Origin of the sequence: Rhodosalinus sp. 5P4 (assembly GCF_041365695.1) — a bacterium.
GTDB lineage: Bacteria > Pseudomonadota > Alphaproteobacteria > Rhodobacterales > Rhodobacteraceae > Rhodosalinus.
Genome location: NZ_JBGFSJ010000004.1, coordinates 333,595 through 351,435, shown reverse-complemented (window position 1 = coordinate 351,435; position 17,841 = coordinate 333,595). Strand labels below are relative to the sequence as shown.

Genomic DNA, 17,841 nt, shown 5'->3' with positions numbered 1-17,841 from the left:
TCCCCGTGCCGGAGTGCCCGCATGCCCAGACGTTCCGCCATTCTCGCCCTGCTCGGCCTTGTCGCCGCCTGCGGCACCACGGCCGATCTCGCCGAGCCGCCGGTTCCGCTGGGCGATTTCCGTCTCGGCCACAGCGTGGTCCTGGCGCGCGAGCCGGTGATCGGTCCGGCCTCGCGCGAGGCCACGCGGCAAGAGTGGGAAGCCGCGCTCGACGCCGCCATCGAGGAGCGGTTCGGCCGCTACGAAGGCGACAGCTTCTACCATTTCGGGGTGAGCGTGGACGGCTACGTCCTGGCGCTTCCCGGCGTGCCCATCCTCTTCTCGCCCAATTCGGCGCTGATCGTCAGCGTGACCGTCTGGGACGACGCGACCGGAACGAAGCTGAACGAGGAGCCCTTCCGGGTCACGGTCACCGAGTCTCCGACTGGCGAGTCGCTCCTGCTCGGCTCGGGGCTCAGCAACAGCAAGCAGGAGCAGCTGCGCAACCTGTCGGTGTCCGCGGCCAAGCAGCTCGAGCGGGAGCTTGTGCGCCGGCATCGCGAGGAGGGCTGGTTCGGCGGCCCGGAGCCTTCGGATGCCGCGCCCGGGACCACGTCCGGCGCCGCGGCGCAGGTCGCCGACGGCTAGACGCGCCGGGCCAATCAGGCGCTTGATTTTCCCGGGCGCAGACAATAGACGAGCGCGCGATGCTAACCCGGGTCGGCTCAGACCCCCCAACCGCGAGGCGCCTCAGGAAGATGGCAAAAGAGAAGTTTGAGCGGTCGAAGCCGCACGTGAACATCGGCACGATCGGTCATGTCGACCACGGCAAGACGACGTTGACGGCGGCGATCACGAAGTATTTCGGGGATTTCCGGGCGTATGACCAGATCGACGGCGCGCCCGAGGAGAAGGCGCGGGGGATCACGATCTCGACGGCGCATGTGGAGTACGAGACGGAGAACCGTCACTATGCGCATGTGGATTGCCCGGGCCACGCGGACTACGTGAAGAACATGATCACGGGCGCGGCGCAGATGGACGGCGCGATCCTGGTGGTGAACGCGGCCGACGGCCCGATGCCGCAGACGCGCGAGCACATTCTGCTGGGCCGCCAGGTGGGCATCCCGGCGATGGTGGTGTTCCTGAACAAGGTCGACCAGGTGGACGACGAGGAGCTTCTGGAGCTCGTCGAGATGGAGGTTCGCGAGCTTCTGTCGGCCTACGACTTCCCGGGCGACGACGTTCCGATCATCGCGGGCAGCGCGCTGGCGGCGATGGAGGGGCGCGACCCCGAGATCGGCGAAGAGAAGATCCGCGAGCTGATGGCGGCGGTCGACGACTTCATCCCGACGCCCGAGCGTGCGGTGGACCAGCCGTTCCTGATGCCGATCGAGGACGTGTTCTCGATCTCGGGCCGTGGCACGGTGGTGACGGGGCGCGTGGAGCGCGGCGTGATCAAAGTGGGCGACGAGATCGAGATCGTCGGGATCAAGCCGACGCGGAAGACGACCTGCACGGGCGTGGAGATGTTCCGCAAGCTTCTGGACCGTGGCGAGGCGGGCGACAACATCGGCGCGCTTCTGCGCGGCGTGGACCGCGACGACGTGGAGCGCGGCCAGGTGCTGTGCAAGCCCGGCTCGGTGACGCCGCACACGAAGTTCGAGGCGGAGGCCTACATCCTGACGAAGGACGAGGGCGGCCGTCACACGCCGTTCTTCGCGAACTACCGCCCGCAGTTCTACTTCCGCACGACGGACGTGACCGGGACGGTGAAGTTGCCCGAGGGCACCGAGATGGTGATGCCGGGCGACAATGTGAGCTTCGAGGTGGAACTGATCGCGCCGATCGCCATGGAGGAGCGCCTGCGCTTCGCCATCCGCGAAGGCGGCCGCACCGTGGGCTCCGGCGTCGTCTCCAAGATCATCGAGTAACGCGAACAGGGTCGACGTGGGCCGGGAAAGACGCCCGGTCCCGAGCTCGTGAAACCCCCGTCCTTGCGGCGGGGGTTTCGTCGTTCGAGGGGCCGGATCCGCCGCGCGGCCGATGCGCGCGCGGCGAATGTTGCTGCGAAAGCCGGTCCGATGCTGCGGCCTCAGCTCGCATCGCGCAGCCGAGCCCGGATGAAACGCCGGATCTCGCCCGCGTTGTCCGCGCTCGAAATCTGGCCGAGGATCCGCAGCGTGTCCGAATGGGACAGCACCGAAAGATCGGCGCCGGCGGGGGCGTGACGCTCGATCTGGCGAAGCTGCGCGCTGCTGGGGGCCATCGCCGAGGCCGCGGTCGCGGCGGTTGCGAGGGCGAGGGCGGCGATTGCGAAAATACGGGTCATGGGTCTTTCCTTTCGTCGTTCGGTGTTTGCCCGCTCCGGGGCTTTCAGGGGTTCCGCCGGGGCGTGTCCGCCGCCGACGCCCCGCAATCTGCGCCATCCCGGCGCGCCGGGGAAATCACGCCTCCATCGCTTCCCGGGCACGGGGATTTGGGCTTGACGTGATCCCCCGGGCTCCAGTGTGCGCAACGGTATGCCGGCGCTGCCGGCAGGACCCTGTGCGGCGGGGGCCGGCGCTTTCACGAGCTGGTCACGGGGCCGGGCGGCGCGCGTGAGCCCGGGCGCGATCGCACGGCGTTCAAAGAAACGTGCTGGGCGTTTTGTTTCAGCCGGTTCGCGCCGGCGCGAGCCTCGCGCGGCGCCAGGCTCCGGACGGGGTGAGGGGCATGTCATCGCTGCGCCGCGCCGCCCCCCTCCGGTCGCAAGAGCCGGCCCCCTGCGGCGCCGGGCGCCGGAGCTGACGCGATACGGGCGATTCCCGCTTGCATCGCGGGGGCTGCGCGCATAGAGGATGACCCCGGCCGGAGGGGTATAGCTCAGTTGGTAGAGCGACGGTCTCCAAAACCGTAGGTCGCGGGTTCGAGCCCTGCTGCCCCTGCCATTCCTTCGGGTGGGCACACCGCCCTTGCAGGCCGCCGCCGCACCCCGTATATCCCCCGCGTCCGAGGAAAGAGGTCCGCGCGCCATGGCCAACCCGTTGCAGTTCATCCAGCAGACCCGCGCCGAGATCGCAAAGGTGGTCTGGCCGACGCGCCGCGAGGTGGTCCTGACCACGATCATGGTCTTCATCATGGCGACGCTGACGGCGATCTTCTTCGGGCTCGTGGATCTTGCGATCCGAAGCGGGCTGACGGCGCTTCTGGGCATGTTCAACTGACATGCCGGGCGTGCCGGACATGGCGCGCCCGGCCCTTGCAACTTCGCGCCGCGAGGGGTAGGAGGCACGTCAACCTCCGGAAATTGGCGCGCGGCGATTCGTGTTGCGCGCCGCTTTTGTTTTCCGGAAGGACACGGTCAGAAGGCCGGATCATACTGTGAATTCCCGGCCTTGCCGGGTCGTGACAAGGGCTGAGGCAGCATGGCGAAACGCTGGTATTCGGTGAGCGTTCTTTCCAATTTCGAGAAGAAGATCGCCGAGCAGATCAAGACAGCCGCCACCGAGGCCGGTCTCGAGGACGAGATCGAGGAAGTGCTCGTTCCGACCGAGGAAGTGATCGAGGTGCGGCGCGGCAAGAAGGTGACGGCGGAGCGCCGCTTCATGCCGGGCTACGTGCTCGTCCGCATGGAGATGTCGGACAAGGGGTATCACCTGATCAACTCGATCAACCGCGTCACTGGCTTTCTGGGGCCGCAAGGCCGTCCGATGCCCATGCGCGACGCCGAGGTCAACGCGATCCTGAACCGCGTTCAGGAGGGCGAAGAGGCGCCGCGCACCCTCATCCACTACGAGGTGGGCGAGAAGGTGAAGGTGAACGACGGCCCGTTCGAGGATTTCGACGGCATGGTCGAGGAAGTGGACGAGTCGAACCAGCGCCTGAAGGTGATGGTGTCGATCTTCGGCCGGGAAACCCCGGTCGATCTGGAATTCACTCAGGTCACCAAACAGGGCTGAGTGCGAACCGTGGGAGGTTCGGGCGCCGCGGCGACCCGGCCGGACCACACGACGCGAAAGCCCGGCCGGCGCGCCGGTCCGGGTGTTGGAAAGGAGAGAGGGCCAGATGGCCAAGAAACTCGCAGGCAAGATGAAGCTTCAAGTGCCTGCCGGGCAGGCGAATCCGTCGCCGCCGGTCGGTCCCGCGCTGGGTCAGCGCGGCATCAACATCATGGAGTTCTGCAAGGCGTTCAACGCCAAGACGCAGGACATGGAGCAAGGTGCGCCTTGCCCCACCCTTATCACGTACTATCAGGACAAGTCCTTCACCATCGAGATCAAGACGCCGCCGGCGTCCTACTATCTCAAGAAGGCCGCGAAGGTGAAATCCGGCTCCGCGACCCCGGGTCGCGGCACCGCCGGCACGGTCAGCGCGGCCCAGGTCAAGGAAATCGCCGAGGCCAAGATGAAGGACCTCAACGCGAACACCATCGAGGACGCGATGCAGATCATCCTCGGCAGCGCCCGCTCCATGGGCATCGAGGTGAAGTGATGGCGAAGCTTGGTAAACGCACCCGCGCCGCCCGCGAAGCTCTCGCCGGCAAGGAAGATGTCGCGGTCGAGGAGGCTCTCGCGCTCGTCAAGGCGAACGCTTCGGCCAAGTTCGACGAGACGGTCGAGGTCGCGATGAACCTCGGCGTCGATCCCCGCCACGCCGACCAGATGGTGCGCGGCGTCGTCAGCCTGCCCAACGGCACGGGCAAGGAAACCCGCGTCGCGGTGTTCGCGCGCGGCGCGAAGGCGGACGAGGCCAAGGAGGCCGGCGCCGACATCGTGGGCGCGGAGGATCTGATGGAGACGATCCAGGGTGGCGCGATCGATTTCGACCGCTGCATCGCGACGCCGGACATGATGCCCGTGGTCGGCCGGCTGGGCAAGATCCTCGGCCCGCGCAACCTTATGCCGAACCCGAAGGTGGGCACGGTGACGATGGACGTGGCGCAGGCGGTCAAGGACGCCAAGGGCGGCCAGGTGCAATTCAAGGCCGAGAAGGCCGGTGTGGTTCATGCGGGCATCGGCAAGGCCTCCTTCGACGACGGCCAGCTTGCCGAGAACCTGCGCGCTTTCGTGGACGCGGTGGCCAAGGCGAAGCCGGCGGGTGCCAAGGGCACCTACATCAAGAAGATTTCCCTCAGCTCCACTATGGGGCCGGGGATCTCCGTCGATGTGGGCTCCGCCATGAGCGGGCCGGCGGCCGCAGCCGCGGAATAAGGAATTCGGCGTGCCTTCGGGCGCGCCGGGTGGCGGGGCCGGCCGGGCCCCGTCCTGTCCGAGACGGAGGGCAGGGGAAACCCGTTAAGTCCTTCCCGAGATGGGGAACGAGACGAGATTTCCGGGTGGGCAGACCCCCCCTCGGGCGATCGAGGCCTCGGGACCCTGACACGGACCCGAAGGCCGTCTTCCGGGCGCTTGTCCGGGCGGCGGTGCAACAGAGCCGGAGGGGGGATCCCCTCCAAACTTGGAGTGAAACTGTGGATAGAGCCCAGAAAGAGAAAGTGGTCGAGGAACTCGGCCAGATCTTCGAAAGCTCTGGCGTCGTGGTGGTTGCCCACTACGAGGGTCTCACGGTTGCCGAGATGCAGGATCTTCGTGCCCGCGCCCGCGCGGGTCAGAGTTCCGTGCGCGTCGCCAAGAACAGGCTCGCCAAGATCGCCCTCGAGGGGAAGCCGTGCGCAGGCATTGCGGACCTTCTTACGGGCATGACCGTGCTCACCTACTCCGAAGACCCCGTGGCAGCCGCCAAGGTGGTCGAGGACTTCGCCAAGGGCAACAAGAAGCTCGAGGTCCTTGGCGGGGCGATGGGAGAGACGGTTCTGGACCGGGCCGGTGTGGAGGCCGTGTCGAAAATGCCGTCGCGCGAGGAACTCATCGCGCAGATCGTCGGCTGTATCGGCGCACCCGCTTCCAACATCGCCGGTGCGATCGGCGCGCCTGCTTCCAACATCGCGAGCATCCTTTCGACCATCGAAGAGAAGGCCGAAGCCGCGTAAGGCAACCCGAAAAACCCTTGTCGTGGCGGATGCCCGACGCTGGACACACATTGATACGGAAAGAGTCACGAAATGGCTGATCTGAAAAAACTCGCCGAAGAGATCGTTAACCTCACGCTTCTCGAGGCACAGGAACTCAAGCAAATCCTCAAGGACGAGTACGACATCGAGCCCGCCGCCGGCGGCGCGGTGATGATGGCTCCGGCCGGGGGCGGCGACGCCGGCGGTGCGGCCGAGGAGGAGCAGACCGAGTTCGACGTCATCCTGAAGTCGCCCGGCGCGTCCAAGATCAACGTGATCAAGGAAGTGCGCGCGATCACCGGTCTCGGCCTCAAGGAGGCCAAGGAGCTGGTGGAAGCCGGTGGCAAGGCCGTCAAGGAGCAGGTCTCCAAGGACGAGGCCGAGGAGATCAAGAAGAAGCTCGAAGAGGCCGGCGCCGAGATCGAGCTCAAGTAACAGGACGCCCGCTCCGCATGGGGCGCGCATCTCTGAAGGCTGGGCCCGGGAAACCGGGCCCGGCCGAACCTGTCTCGGCAAGGCCCGGTCCGCGGGCCTTTCCAAGGCGAGGTTCAGGCGATCGGGAGGCCCCGCGGTGGGACGGGGGCCGGGAATGGATCGCGATCACGCCGTCTCGGTTGGGCGCGGGCCTGTGGCCCCGGCAGCGAACGCGCCCGGTGAGAAACGAAAGGTGGCACGGCTCATGGCTCAATCCTTCCTCGGCCAGAAACGACTGCGCAAGTACTATGGCAAGATCCGCGAAGTGCTGGAGATGCCGAACCTCATCGAGGTTCAGAAGAGTTCCTACGACCTGTTCCTGAACTCCGGCGACGGACCGTCGCCACAGGAGGGCGAAGGCCTGATGGGCGTCTTCCAGTCGGTCTTCCCGATCAAGGACTTCAACGAGACCGCGGTGCTGGAATTCGTCAGCTACGATCTCGAGCGGCCGAAATACGACGTGGAGGAATGCCAGCAGCGCGACATGACCTATGCCGCGCCGCTCAAGGTCACGCTGCGCCTGATCGTGTTCGACATGGACGAGGACACCGGCGCGAAGTCGGTGAAGGACATCAAGGAGCAGGACGTGTTCATGGGCGACATGCCGCTCATGACCCATAACGGCACCTTCGTCGTCAACGGCACCGAGCGGGTCATCGTGTCCCAGATGCACCGCAGCCCCGGCGTGTTCTTCGACCACGACAAGGGCAAGACGCATTCCTCCGGCAAGCTTCTCTTCGCCTGCCGCATCATTCCATACCGCGGCTCCTGGCTGGATTTCGAGTTCGACGCCAAGGACATCGTCTACGCCCGCATCGACCGTCGCCGGAAACTGCCGGTGACGACCCTGCTCTATGCCCTCGGCATGGATCAGGAGGCCATCATGAAGGCCTATTACGACACGGTCAGCTACACGCTGCGCAAGGGCGAGGGCTGGGAGACGAAGTTCTTCCCCGAGCGCGTGCGCGGCACGCGGCCCTCGCATGATCTCGTGGATGCCGCGACCGGCGAGGTGATCGCCGAGGCCGGCAAGAAGGTCACGCCGCGGGCGGTCAAGCAGCTCATCGACGAGGGCAAGGTCACCGATCTGCTCGTGCCGTTCGAGCAGATCCTGGGCAAGTTCGTGGCCGAGGACATCATCGACGAGGAAACCGGCGCCATCCACGTCGAGGCGGGCGACGAGCTCACCTGGGAGACGGACAAGGACGGCACCGTCACGGGCGGCACGCTGAAGACGCTTTTGGACGCGGGCATCACCGAGATCCCGGTTCTCGACATCGATGGCGTGAACGTGGGGCCCTACATCCGCAACACCATGGCGATGGACAAGAACATGAACCGCGATACCGCGCTCATGGACATCTATCGCGTCATGCGCCCGGGAGAGCCGCCCACGGTCGAGGCCGCGAGCGCGCTTTTCGACACGCTGTTCTTCGATGCGGAGCGTTACGACCTCTCGGCCGTCGGGCGCGTGAAAATGAACATGCGTCTCGATCTCGAAAAGCCGGACACCCAGCGCACGCTCGACCGCGAAGACATCGTGGCCTGCGTGAAGGCGCTGATGGAACTGCGCGACGGCAAGGGCGAGATCGACGACATCGACCACCTCGGCAACCGCCGGGTGCGCTCGGTCGGCGAGCTGATGGAGAACCAGTACCGCGTCGGTCTTCTGCGCATGGAGCGCGCGATCAAGGAGCGCATGTCCTCGGTCGAGATCGACACGGTCATGCCGCAGGACCTGATCAACGCGAAGCCCGCCGCGGCCGCGGTGCGCGAATTCTTCGGCTCCTCGCAGCTCTCCCAGTTCATGGACCAGACCAACCCGCTTTCCGAGGTGACGCACAAGCGCCGCCTCTCGGCGCTTGGGCCCGGCGGCCTCACGCGTGAGCGCGCGGGCTTCGAGGTGCGCGACGTGCATCCCACGCATTACGGCCGGATGTGCCCGATCGAGACGCCGGAAGGCCCGAACATCGGCCTCATCAACTCGCTGGCGACCTTCGCGCGGGTGAACAAGTACGGCTTCATCGAGACGCCCTACCGCAAGGTGCACGAGGGCCAGGTCTCCGAGGATGTGGTCTACATGTCCGCCACCGAGGAGATGCGCCACACCATCGCGCAGGCCAACGCGAAGCTGGACGAGGGCGGCCGGTTCGTGAACGACCTGGTGTCCACGCGGCAGGCGGGCGACTACACGCTCGCGCCGAACGAGAGCGTGGATCTCATCGACGTGTCGCCCAAGCAGCTCGTCTCGGTCGCGGCCTCGCTGATCCCGTTCCTCGAGAACGACGACGCCAACCGCGCGCTGATGGGCTCGAACATGCAGCGTCAGGCCCTGCCGCTTCTGCAGGCCGAGGCGCCGCTGGTGGGCACCGGAATCGAGGAGATCGTGGCGCGCGACTCGGGCGCCTCGATCATGGCGCGCCGGTCCGGGATCATCGACCAGGTGGACGCGGAGCGGATCGTGGTCCGCGCCACGGACGACCTCGAGCCCGGCGACCCGGGCGTCGACATCTACCGGATGCGCAAGTTCCAGCGTTCGAACCAGAACAGCTGCATCAACCAGCGTCCGCTGGTGAAGGTGGGTGACCGGGTCACGAAGAACGAGGTGATCGCCGACGGCCCGTCCACCGACATGGGCGAACTCGCGCTCGGGAAGAACGTGGTCGTCGCCTTCATGCCGTGGAACGGCTACAACTACGAGGATTCGATCCTGATCTCCGAGCGCATCGCGCGCGACGACGTGTTCACCTCGATCCACATCGAGGAGTTCGAGGTCGCCGCCCGCGACACCAAGCTCGGCCCCGAGGAGATCACCCGCGACATCCCCAACGTGGGCGAGGAGGCGCTGCGCAACCTCGACGAGGCGGGCATCGTCTACATCGGCGCCGACGTGGAACCGGGCGACATCCTCGTGGGCAAGATCACGCCCAAGGGTGAAAGCCCGATGACGCCGGAGGAGAAGCTCCTGCGCGCGATCTTCGGCGAAAAGGCGTCGGACGTGCGCGACACCTCGCTGCGGGTGAAGCCGGGCGACTACGGCACCGTGGTGGAGGTGCGCGTCTTCAACCGTCACGGCGTGGAGAAGGACGAGCGCGCGCTCCAGATCGAGCGCGAGGAGATCGAGAGCCTCGCCCGCGACCGGGACGACGAACTCGCGATCCTCGACCGCAACATCTACGCGCGTCTGAAGTCGATGATCCTCGGCAAGACGGCCGTGAAGGGTCCGAAAGGCGTGAAGGCCAACTCCGAGATCACCGAGGAGCTGCTCGAGGGCCTGTCGCGCGGGCAGTGGTGGCAACTCGCCCTCAAGGACGAGGAGGACGCCAAGATCGTCGAGGCGCTGCATGAGCAGTACGAGGCGCAGAAGCGCCAGCTCGACGCGCGCTTCGAGGACAAGGTCGAGAAGGTCCGCCGCGGCGACGACCTGCCGCCGGGCGTGATGAAGATGGTCAAGGTCTTCGTCGCGGTGAAGCGCAAGCTGCAGCCCGGCGACAAGATGGCCGGCCGCCACGGCAACAAGGGCGTCATCTCGAAGGTGGTCCCGATGGAGGACATGCCGTTCCTCGAGGACGGCACGCCGGTGGATGTCGTGCTCAACCCGCTCGGCGTTCCCAGCCGGATGAACGTGGGCCAGATCCTCGAGACGCACATGGGATGGGCCGCGCGCGGCCTCGGGCTCAGGATCGACGACGCGCTTCAGGACTACCGCCGCACCGGCGACCTGACGCCGGTGCGCGAGGCTCTGCGCCTGGCCTATGGCGACGACGTCTACGAGGAGGGTATCGCCGGGATGGACGAGGAGCGCGTCGTCGAGGCGGCCTCGACCGTCACCCGCGGCGTGCCGATCGCGACGCCCGTCTTCGACGGCGCCAAGGAACCCGACGTGAACGACGCGCTCGTGCGGGCGGGCTTCAGCGAAAGCGGCCAGTCCGTCCTCTTCGACGGGCGCACCGGCGAGCAGTTCGCGCGGCCGGTGACGGTGGGGGTCAAGTACCTGCTCAAGCTGCACCATCTCGTGGACGACAAGATCCACGCGCGCTCGACCGGGCCCTACAGCCTCGTGACCCAGCAGCCGCTGGGCGGCAAGGCGCAGTTCGGCGGCCAGCGGTTCGGCGAGATGGAGGTCTGGGCGCTGGAAGCCTACGGCGCGGCCTACACCCTGCAGGAGATGCTGACGGTGAAGTCCGACGACGTGGCAGGCCGTACGAAGGTCTACGAGTCGATCGTCAAGGGCGAGGATAACTTCGAGGCCGGTGTGCCGGAATCCTTCAACGTGCTGGTGAAGGAAGTCCGGGGCCTCGGGCTCAACATGGAACTCCTGGACGCGGAGGAAGACGAGGAATGACGGCCCGAAGCGCCTTGGAAGGCGCTTGGAAAGGCGCTTCGAAGCGCCTTTCCGCCCGCTCCAACTTCCCCGCAGGATTTGAGGTCACGACATGAACCAGGAACTGACGAACAACCCGTTCAACCCGCTCACCCCGCCCAAGGTCTTCGACGAGATCCGCGTCTCGCTGGCGAGCCCGGAACGGATCCTCTCGTGGTCCTACGGCGAGATCAAGAAGCCCGAGACCATCAACTACCGGACGTTCAAGCCCGAGCGGGACGGCCTGTTCTGCGCGCGCATCTTCGGCCCGATCAAGGATTACGAGTGCCTCTGCGGCAAGTACAAGCGCATGAAGTACCGCGGCGTCGTCTGCGAGAAATGCGGCGTCGAGGTCACCTTGCAGAAGGTCCGGCGCGAGCGCATGGGCCACATCGAACTGGCCGCGCCCGTCGCGCATATCTGGTTCCTGAAGTCGCTGCCCTCGCGCATCGGCCTGATGCTCGACATGACGCTCCGTGACCTGGAGCGGATCCTCTACTTCGAGAACTACGTCGTCACAGAGCCGGGCCTCACCGATCTCTCCTACGGTCAGCTCATGACCGAGGAAGAGTTCATGGACGCGCAGGACCAGTACGGCATGGACGCCTTCACCGCCAATATCGGCGCCGAGGCGATCCGCGAGATGCTGGCCGCGATCGACCTCGAATCCGAGGCCGAGCACCTGCGCGCCGACCTGGCCGAGGCCACGGGCGAGCTCAAGCCCAAGAAGATCATCAAACGTCTCAAGGTCGTCGAGAGCTTCCTCGAGTCGGGCAACCGTCCCGAATGGATGGTGATGACGGTCATCCCGGTCATCCCGCCGGAGCTGCGCCCGCTGGTGCCGCTCGATGGCGGCCGGTTCGCCACGTCGGACCTCAACGATCTCTATCGCCGGGTCATCAACCGCAACAACCGCCTGAAGCGGCTGATCGAGCTGCGCGCGCCCGACATCATCGTGCGCAACGAAAAGCGCATGCTCCAGGAATCCGTGGACGCGCTTTTCGACAACGGCCGCCGCGGCCGTGTCATCACCGGCGCGAACAAGCGGCCGCTGAAGTCGCTCTCGGACATGCTGAAGGGCAAGCAGGGCCGCTTCCGTCAGAACCTGCTGGGCAAGCGGGTCGACTTCTCCGGCCGCTCGGTCATCGTGACCGGCCCGGAGCTCAAGCTGCACCAGTGCGGGCTGCCCAAGAAGATGGCGCTCGAGCTTTTCAAGCCGTTCATCTACTCGCGGCTGGAGGCGAAGGGCCTGAGTTCGACCGTGAAGCAGGCCAAGAAGCTCGTCGAGAAGGCGCGGCCGGAGGTCTGGGACATCCTCGACGAGGTCATCCGGGAACATCCTGTCCTCCTCAACCGTGCGCCGACGCTGCACCGCCTCGGCATCCAGGCTTTCGAGCCCGTGCTGATCGAGGGCAAGGCGATCCAGCTTCACCCGCTGGTCTGCGCGGCCTTCAACGCCGATTTCGACGGCGACCAGATGGCCGTGCACGTGCCGTTGTCGCTCGAGGCGCAACTCGAGGCGCGCGTGCTCATGATGAGCACCAACAACGTGCTGTCGCCTGCGAACGGCGCGCCGATCATCGTGCCCTCGCAGGACATGATCCTGGGCCTCTACTACATCACGCTGGGGCGTGAGGGCATGAAGGGCGAGGGCATGGTCTTCGCCCACCCCGACGAGGTGCAGTTCGCGCTCGATACCGGCTCGGTCCACATGCACGCCAAGATCAAGTGCCGGATCAAGCAGATCGACGAGGAAGGCAGCGAGGTCTGGCAGCTTCACGACACGACCCCTGGTCGCGTCCGCCTCGGCCAGCTGATGCCGCTCAACGCGAAGGCGCCCTTCGAACTCGTGAACCGGCTGCTCCGCAAGAAGGAGGTGCAGCAGGTCATCGACACCGTCTACCGGTACTGCGGCCAGAAGGAGTCGGTCATCTTCTGCGACCAGATCATGACGCTCGGCTTCCGCGAGGCGTTCCGCGCGGGCATCTCCTTCGGCAAGGACGACATGGTCATCCCCGAGCAGAAGTGGTCCATCGTCGAGGACACGCGCGAGCAGGTGAAGGACTTCGAACAGCAGTACATGGACGGCCTGATCACCCAGGGCGAGAAGTACAACAAGGTCGTGGACGCCTGGTCGAAGTGCAACGACCGCGTGACCGAGGCGATGATGTCCGCGATCTCGGCCAACCAGCGAGACGAGAACGGTGCCGAGGTCGAGCCCAACAGCGTCTACATGATGGCGCATTCGGGCGCGCGGGGCTCGGTCACGCAGATGAAGCAGCTCGGCGGCATGCGCGGCCTGATGGCCAAGCCGAACGGCGACATCATCGAGACACCGATCATCTCGAACTTCAAGGAAGGCCTCACCGTGCTGGAGTACTTCAAATCCACCCACGGCGCGCGGAAGGGCCTCAGCGACACCGCGCTCAAGACGGCGAACTCGGGTTACCTGACCCGCCGTCTCGTGGACGTCGCGCAGGACTGCATCGTTCGGATGACGGATTGCGGCACGGATCTGTCGATCCTCGCGGAGCCGGCGGTGAACGACGGCGAGGTAGTCGCCTCGCTCGGCGAGCGCGTCCTCGGCCGGGTGGCCGCGGCGGACATCGTCGTGCCCGGCGGCGAAGAGGTCATCACCCGCGCGGGCGAGCTCATCGACGAGCGGCAGGCGGACCGGATCGACGAAGAGGGCGTGGCCAGCGCCCGCATCCGCAGCCCGCTGACCTGCGAGGCCGAAGAGGGCGTCTGCGCCATGTGCTACGGCCGCGACCTCGCGCGCGGTACGATGGTCAACGCCGGCGAGGCGGTGGGCATCATCGCGGCGCAGTCGATCGGCGAGCCGGGCACGCAGCTGACGATGCGGACCTTCCACATCGGCGGCGTGGCGACCGGCGGCCAGCAGTCCTTCCAGGAGGCGAGCCAGGGCGGCACCATCGCCTTCGAGAACGCCTCCACGCTGGAGAACGCCTCGGGGGAAATCCTCGTGATGGGCCGCAACATGAAGCTGCTGATCCGCGACGAGCAGGGCGAGGAGCGGGCGAGCTTCAAGCTGGGCTACGGCACGAAGCTCTTCGTCGAGGAAGGCCAGAAGGTGGAGCGGGGCGCGAAGCTATTCGAGTGGGATCCCTACACCCTGCCGATCATCGCCGAGAAGGACGGTATCGCCAAGCACCACGACCTCGTGAACGGCATCGCCGTGCGCGAGGAGACGGACGAGGCCACCGGCATGACGCAGAAGATCGTCACCGACTGGCGCGCCGCTCCGAAGGGCAACGACCTCAAGCCCGAGATCATCCTCGTGGACGAGGCCGGCGAGCCCGTGCGCAACGACCAGGGCAACCCGGTCACCTATCCGATGTCGGTGGATGCGATCCTGTCCTGCGAGGACGGCCAGAAGATCCAGGCCGGCGACGTGGTCGCGCGGATCCCCCGCGAGGGCGCGAAGACGAAGGACATCACCGGCGGTCTGCCGCGCGTGGCCGAACTCTTCGAGGCGCGGCGGCCCAAGGATCACGCCATCATCGCCGAGATCGACGGCTATGTCCGGTTCGGGCGCGACTACAAGAACAAGCGCCGGATCACCATCGAGCCCGCGGACGAGAATCTCGAACCCGTGGAATACATGGTTCCCAAGGGCAAGCACGTCCCGGTGCAGGAGGGCGACTTCATCCAGAAGGGCGATTACATCATGGACGGCAATCCCGCGCCGCATGACATCCTCGCCATTCTCGGGGTGGAGGCGCTGGCCAACTACATGGTGGACGAGGTGCAGGACGTTTATCGCCTGCAGGGCGTGAAGATCAACGACAAGCACATCGAGGTGATCGTCCGCCAGATGCTGCAGAAATGGGAGATCCTCGATTCCGGCGAGACCACGCTTCTCAAGGGAGAGCACGTCGACAAGGCCGAGTTCGAGGCCGCGAACGAGAAGGCGATCAGGAAGGGAGGGCGCCCGGCCCAGGGCGAACCGATCCTTCTGGGGATCACCAAGGCGTCGCTGCAGACGCGCAGCTTCATCTCTGCCGCCTCCTTCCAGGAGACGACACGGGTCCTGACCGAGGCATCGGTGCAGGGCAAGCGCGACAAGCTCGTGGGGCTCAAGGAGAACGTCATCGTCGGGCGCCTGATCCCGGCGGGCACCGGCGGGGCCACGCAGCGCGTGCGCAGGGTCGCGCAGGAGCGCGACAACATCGTGATCGAGGCGCGCCGGGAAGAGGCGGAAGCCGCCGCGGCGCTGGCCGCGCCGGCTGAGGACGTCTTCGGCGACGAGACCGGCAGCGACGCGTCGGAGACGCCCGAGAGCCGCGAGGAGTGATTGCGTCCGGCCAAGACCGGGCGCCGCACTGAGGACAGGAAGAAGGCCCCCGCCCCGGCGGGGGCCTTTTTCGTTCTTCCGGATCTTCGACCTTGCCGCAGCCGGTCGCCGCGCGGGCCTTCGCGCTTGCCGGGGGCGTTTCCGGAGGCCTCGGGGCGGCGATGGCGAGGTGGCCGGCCTTCGGCTGCGGGACGACGGCGAGGTCTCGACGCCCCGGCCGCGCGGCGCTACCGCTGGTCCGATGCGTCCGGAAACAGCGGGAGTGCCGCCGGCCATGCCAGTGCTTACCGACAACGCGCGCGGCGCGCTTCTGATGATGGCTTCGATGGCCTCGTTCACCATCAACGACACGTTCGTGAAGGTGGTGGGCGACGAACTGCCGCTCATGCAGATCCTGTTCCTGCGGGGGCTCGCGACGACGACCCTGATCGGCCTGCTGGCCTGGCGCTTGAGGCGGATCGAGCTGCGGCTTTCCGGTCGCGACGGGGCGCTCGTCTTGCTGCGTACCGGCTGCGAGGTGGGGGCGGCCTATTTCTTCCTGACCGCGCTCATCAACATGCCGCTCGCCAACGTCACGGCGATCCTGCAGGTGCTGCCCCTGACCGTCGCCCTCGGGGGGGCGCTGGTCTTCGGGGAGCGTATCGGCTGGCGGCGGCTCACCGCCATTCTCGTGGGCTTCGCTGGCATGCTGCTCATCGTCCGGCCGGGGCCGGAGGGGTTCAACCTTCACGCCGGCTACGCGCTGGTCGCGGTGGCGATGGTCACGGTGCGGGATCTGGCCACGCGGCGGATGTCCTCGGCGGTGCCCTCGCTGACGGTGACCCTTGCCGCCGCCGCCGGCGTGACCCTTTTCGCCGCGCTCGCGGGGCTGGGTCAGGGCTGGACCCCGGTGACAGGGCGGCAGGCCGGCCTGATCGGTGCCTCGGCGGTCTTCATCATGGGGGGCTATCTTTGCAGCGTGCTCGTGATGCGGGTGGGCGAGGTGGCCGTCGTCGCGCCCTTCCGCTACACCGGGCTGCTCTGGGCGCTGGTGCTGGGCTGGGCCGTCTTCGGCGACTGGCCGGCGCCGCTGACGCTGCTCGGCGCGGCGATCATCGCGGCGACGGGCATCTACACGATGCTCCGCGAGGCGCGCCTGGCGCGGCGGGCCCGCCCCGTCGTTCCGCCTAGCCGCTAGCGCCGTGCTCCCCGGCGAAGGCCCGCCGGATGGCATCCGCGTCGAGGGCGAAGCGCGCGCGGAACGTCTCTTCCTCGGCAGCCGAAAGGGGGCGCAGATCCGCGGGCCAGGGCACCCCCGCGCGCGAGTCGTTGAAGCGACCGAGGCCTCGCACGAACATCGCCGGCTCGGGAAAGCAGATCGCCGGCATGAAGCGATGGATGCGGTGGTGGGCGAAGTTCATGATCGTCCGAGTATCGCCGCCGCGCACCGACATGCCGAGCGCCGCGGTGTAATAGGGCCTGAACAGCGCTGCGGCGCGGATGCCCCCGGGGCCGAACGCCGCGTGGTAGCCGCTCGCGAAGTCGATGGCGACCGAGCGGTGCGCCGCGAGCAGGTCCCGGCATTCGGCCGCGGCCGATTTGAACTTCTCCACGAAATCGACGGCGACGGCATCGTCGTCGTCGAAGCGAAACTGCAGACAGGGCCGGTCCGGCTGCCGCCGCGCCGCCTGCAGCAGATCCTTCATCGCCGCGCGGTGGCGCCGGGGCGGCTCGAGCCGGAGCTGCGCCTGCGGCAGGTCCTTCAGCGCCGCGCGCAGGCGCGCGAGATGGGGCGCGGGCAGGCTGTCGCCCGCGACGACCACGAGATCGAAGGCCGGATCGGTCTGGGCGCGCAGCGACGGCAGCGCCACGGTTTCGAAGAGGCGGAAACGCTCTTCCATCCGGTCCGGCGCGTAGAGATAGTCGAGCCGTGCGCGCAGGTTGTCGTGCTCGACCTGGAAGCCGCCGATCGCGGGGTAGGAAAAGCGGCAGAGCCCGATCGCCTGCATGTCGGTATCGCGTCCCTTCGCCGCCCGGGTCCGTTTCAGTGCGCCAGAGTGGCAGCGCCCGGGCGCGGGGACAAGCGGCGGCGGGGTGCTGTTGACAACCCCTGCGACTCCCCGTATACGCCCGGCATCTCGGCACAGGGGTCTTCCCCGCCGCCGGCATCAGGACTCATGTGGCCACGATCCGGGCGCGTTCGCCCCGATCCTCTGGAAACCCACCGCGTCGGCCTCGGCAGAGGAGGCTGAATGCGGTTTTTGCGTTTTGAGCGGGCGAGGCGCGCGCCGGACACGGAACTCGCGCGGGGACGCCCGCGCATTGATGAAGACACGGAGACGGGGAAAAGACCCATATGCCTACGATCCAGCAGCTGATCCGCAAGCCGCGGCAGCCCAAAGTGAAGCGCTCCAAGTCGATGCACCTGGAGCAGTGCCCGCAGAAGCGGGGGGTTTGCACGCGCGTCTACACCACCACGCCGAAGAAGCCGAACTCGGCGATGCGGAAGGTGGCGAAGGTGCGCCTGACGAACGGCTACGAGGTGATCAGCTACATCCCGGGCGAGAGCCACAACCTGCAGGAGCACTCGGTGGTCCTGATCCGTGGTGGCCGTGTCAAGGACCTTCCCGGTGTGCGCTACCACATCCTGCGCGGCGTGCTCGACACGCAAGGCGTCAAGGACCGCAAGCAGCGCCGTTCGAAATACGGCGCGAAGCGCCCGAAGTAAGAGGATTAAAG

General features: G+C 66.9%; 14 protein-coding genes and 1 tRNA gene. 13 read left to right on the top strand and 2 right to left on the bottom strand.

The features are described 5' to 3' along the window. Nucleotides 1-21 precede the first annotated feature (21 nt). A complete protein-coding gene (locus AB6A69_RS09635; protein ID WP_371039026.1) occupies nt 22-627 on the top strand; it encodes a hypothetical protein in 606 nt (201 codons plus the stop codon). Nucleotides 628-737: 110 nt separating this feature from the next. After that, complete coding sequence (gene tuf / locus AB6A69_RS09630; RefSeq protein WP_371060594.1) at nt 738-1,913, top strand: elongation factor Tu; 1,176 nt, start codon at nt 738-740, stop codon at nt 1,911-1,913. A gap of 161 nt (nt 1,914-2,074) precedes the next feature. On the opposite strand, the gene AB6A69_RS09625 is transcribed toward tuf, so the two are convergent. Then, a complete protein-coding gene (locus AB6A69_RS09625) occupies nt 2,075-2,311 on the bottom strand; it encodes a hypothetical protein (protein WP_371039390.1) in 237 nt (78 codons plus the stop codon). Between the two features lie 522 nt (nt 2,312-2,833). Between AB6A69_RS09625 and AB6A69_RS09620 the strand changes: the two genes are divergently transcribed. From AB6A69_RS09620 to AB6A69_RS09575, 10 genes are all read left to right on the top strand, one after another. After that, a tRNA-Trp gene (locus tag AB6A69_RS09620) sits at nt 2,834-2,909 on the top strand. Between the two features lie 84 nt (nt 2,910-2,993). Then, nucleotides 2,994-3,185 carry a preprotein translocase subunit SecE gene (secE, locus tag AB6A69_RS09615; RefSeq protein ID WP_371039389.1) on the top strand — a complete coding sequence of 64 codons (192 nt, stop codon included), beginning with the start codon at nt 2,994-2,996 and terminating at the stop codon, nt 3,183-3,185. Nucleotides 3,186-3,386: 201 nt separating this feature from the next. Next, the gene (gene nusG, locus AB6A69_RS09610) at nt 3,387-3,920 is read left to right on the top strand and encodes a transcription termination/antitermination protein NusG (protein ID WP_371060593.1); all 534 of its coding nucleotides are present in this window, start codon (nt 3,387-3,389) and stop codon (nt 3,918-3,920) included. Between the two features lie 106 nt (nt 3,921-4,026). Further along, complete coding sequence (gene rplK / locus AB6A69_RS09605; RefSeq protein WP_371056814.1) at nt 4,027-4,452, top strand: 50S ribosomal protein L11; 426 nt, start codon at nt 4,027-4,029, stop codon at nt 4,450-4,452. Beyond that, nucleotides 4,452-5,171 (top strand): 50S ribosomal protein L1, encoded by a 720-nt coding sequence (rplA, locus tag AB6A69_RS09600; RefSeq protein WP_371039386.1) that lies wholly within the window; start codon nt 4,452-4,454, stop codon nt 5,169-5,171. The genes rplK and rplA overlap by 1 nt, the downstream gene beginning before the upstream one ends. Before the next feature lie 260 nt (nt 5,172-5,431). Further along, the gene (gene rplJ, locus AB6A69_RS09595) at nt 5,432-5,950 is read left to right on the top strand and encodes a 50S ribosomal protein L10 (protein ID WP_371039385.1); all 519 of its coding nucleotides are present in this window, start codon (nt 5,432-5,434) and stop codon (nt 5,948-5,950) included. 72 nt (nt 5,951-6,022) lie between these two features. After that, nucleotides 6,023-6,406: a 50S ribosomal protein L7/L12 gene (gene rplL / locus AB6A69_RS09590; protein ID WP_371039384.1), complete on the top strand. Its 384-nt coding sequence runs from the start codon at nt 6,023-6,025 to the stop codon at nt 6,404-6,406. A gap of 244 nt (nt 6,407-6,650) precedes the next feature. Continuing rightward, complete coding sequence (gene rpoB, locus AB6A69_RS09585) at nt 6,651-10,790, top strand: DNA-directed RNA polymerase subunit beta (RefSeq protein WP_371056813.1); 4,140 nt, start codon at nt 6,651-6,653, stop codon at nt 10,788-10,790. A gap of 91 nt (nt 10,791-10,881) precedes the next feature. Further along, the gene (gene rpoC / locus AB6A69_RS09580) at nt 10,882-15,123 is read left to right on the top strand and encodes a DNA-directed RNA polymerase subunit beta' (protein WP_371060592.1); all 4,242 of its coding nucleotides are present in this window, start codon (nt 10,882-10,884) and stop codon (nt 15,121-15,123) included. Nucleotides 15,124-15,397: 274 nt separating this feature from the next. Continuing rightward, nucleotides 15,398-16,300 (top strand): DMT family transporter, encoded by a 903-nt coding sequence (locus AB6A69_RS09575; protein ID WP_371060591.1) that lies wholly within the window; start codon nt 15,398-15,400, stop codon nt 16,298-16,300. Here AB6A69_RS09575 and AB6A69_RS09570 read toward each other — a convergent pair. Further along, the gene (locus AB6A69_RS09570) at nt 16,290-17,111 is read right to left on the bottom strand and encodes a glycosyltransferase (protein WP_371060590.1); all 822 of its coding nucleotides are present in this window, start codon (nt 17,109-17,111) and stop codon (nt 16,290-16,292) included. The two genes, AB6A69_RS09575 and AB6A69_RS09570, sit on opposite strands and share 11 nt — an antisense overlap. 347 nt (nt 17,112-17,458) lie before the next feature. On the opposite strand from AB6A69_RS09570, the gene rpsL reads away from it, so the two are divergent. After that, nucleotides 17,459-17,830 (top strand): 30S ribosomal protein S12, encoded by a 372-nt coding sequence (gene rpsL / locus AB6A69_RS09565; protein WP_005980675.1) that lies wholly within the window; start codon nt 17,459-17,461, stop codon nt 17,828-17,830. The last annotated feature ends 11 nt before the right edge of the window (nt 17,831-17,841 follow it).

Coding starts and splice junctions, on each gene's coding strand:
- rplA (WP_371039386.1), top strand. CDS start 4,452: ATGGCGAAGCTTGGTAAACGCACCCGCGCCGCCCGCGAAGCTCTCGCC.
- tuf (WP_371060594.1), top strand. CDS start 738: ATGGCAAAAGAGAAGTTTGAGCGGTCGAAGCCGCACGTGAACATCGGC.
- AB6A69_RS09625 (WP_371039390.1), bottom strand. CDS start 2,311: ATGACCCGTATTTTCGCAATCGCCGCCCTCGCCCTCGCAACCGCCGCG.
- rplK (WP_371056814.1), top strand. CDS start 4,027: ATGGCCAAGAAACTCGCAGGCAAGATGAAGCTTCAAGTGCCTGCCGGG.
- rpoB (WP_371056813.1), top strand. CDS start 6,651: ATGGCTCAATCCTTCCTCGGCCAGAAACGACTGCGCAAGTACTATGGC.
- rpoC (WP_371060592.1), top strand. CDS start 10,882: ATGAACCAGGAACTGACGAACAACCCGTTCAACCCGCTCACCCCGCCC.
- rpsL (WP_005980675.1), top strand. CDS start 17,459: ATGCCTACGATCCAGCAGCTGATCCGCAAGCCGCGGCAGCCCAAAGTG.
- AB6A69_RS09635 (WP_371039026.1), top strand. CDS start 22: ATGCCCAGACGTTCCGCCATTCTCGCCCTGCTCGGCCTTGTCGCCGCC.
- secE (WP_371039389.1), top strand. CDS start 2,994: ATGGCCAACCCGTTGCAGTTCATCCAGCAGACCCGCGCCGAGATCGCA.
- AB6A69_RS09575 (WP_371060591.1), top strand. CDS start 15,398: ATGCCAGTGCTTACCGACAACGCGCGCGGCGCGCTTCTGATGATGGCT.
- AB6A69_RS09570 (WP_371060590.1), bottom strand. CDS start 17,111: ATGCAGGCGATCGGGCTCTGCCGCTTTTCCTACCCCGCGATCGGCGGC.
- rplL (WP_371039384.1), top strand. CDS start 6,023: ATGGCTGATCTGAAAAAACTCGCCGAAGAGATCGTTAACCTCACGCTT.
- nusG (WP_371060593.1), top strand. CDS start 3,387: ATGGCGAAACGCTGGTATTCGGTGAGCGTTCTTTCCAATTTCGAGAAG.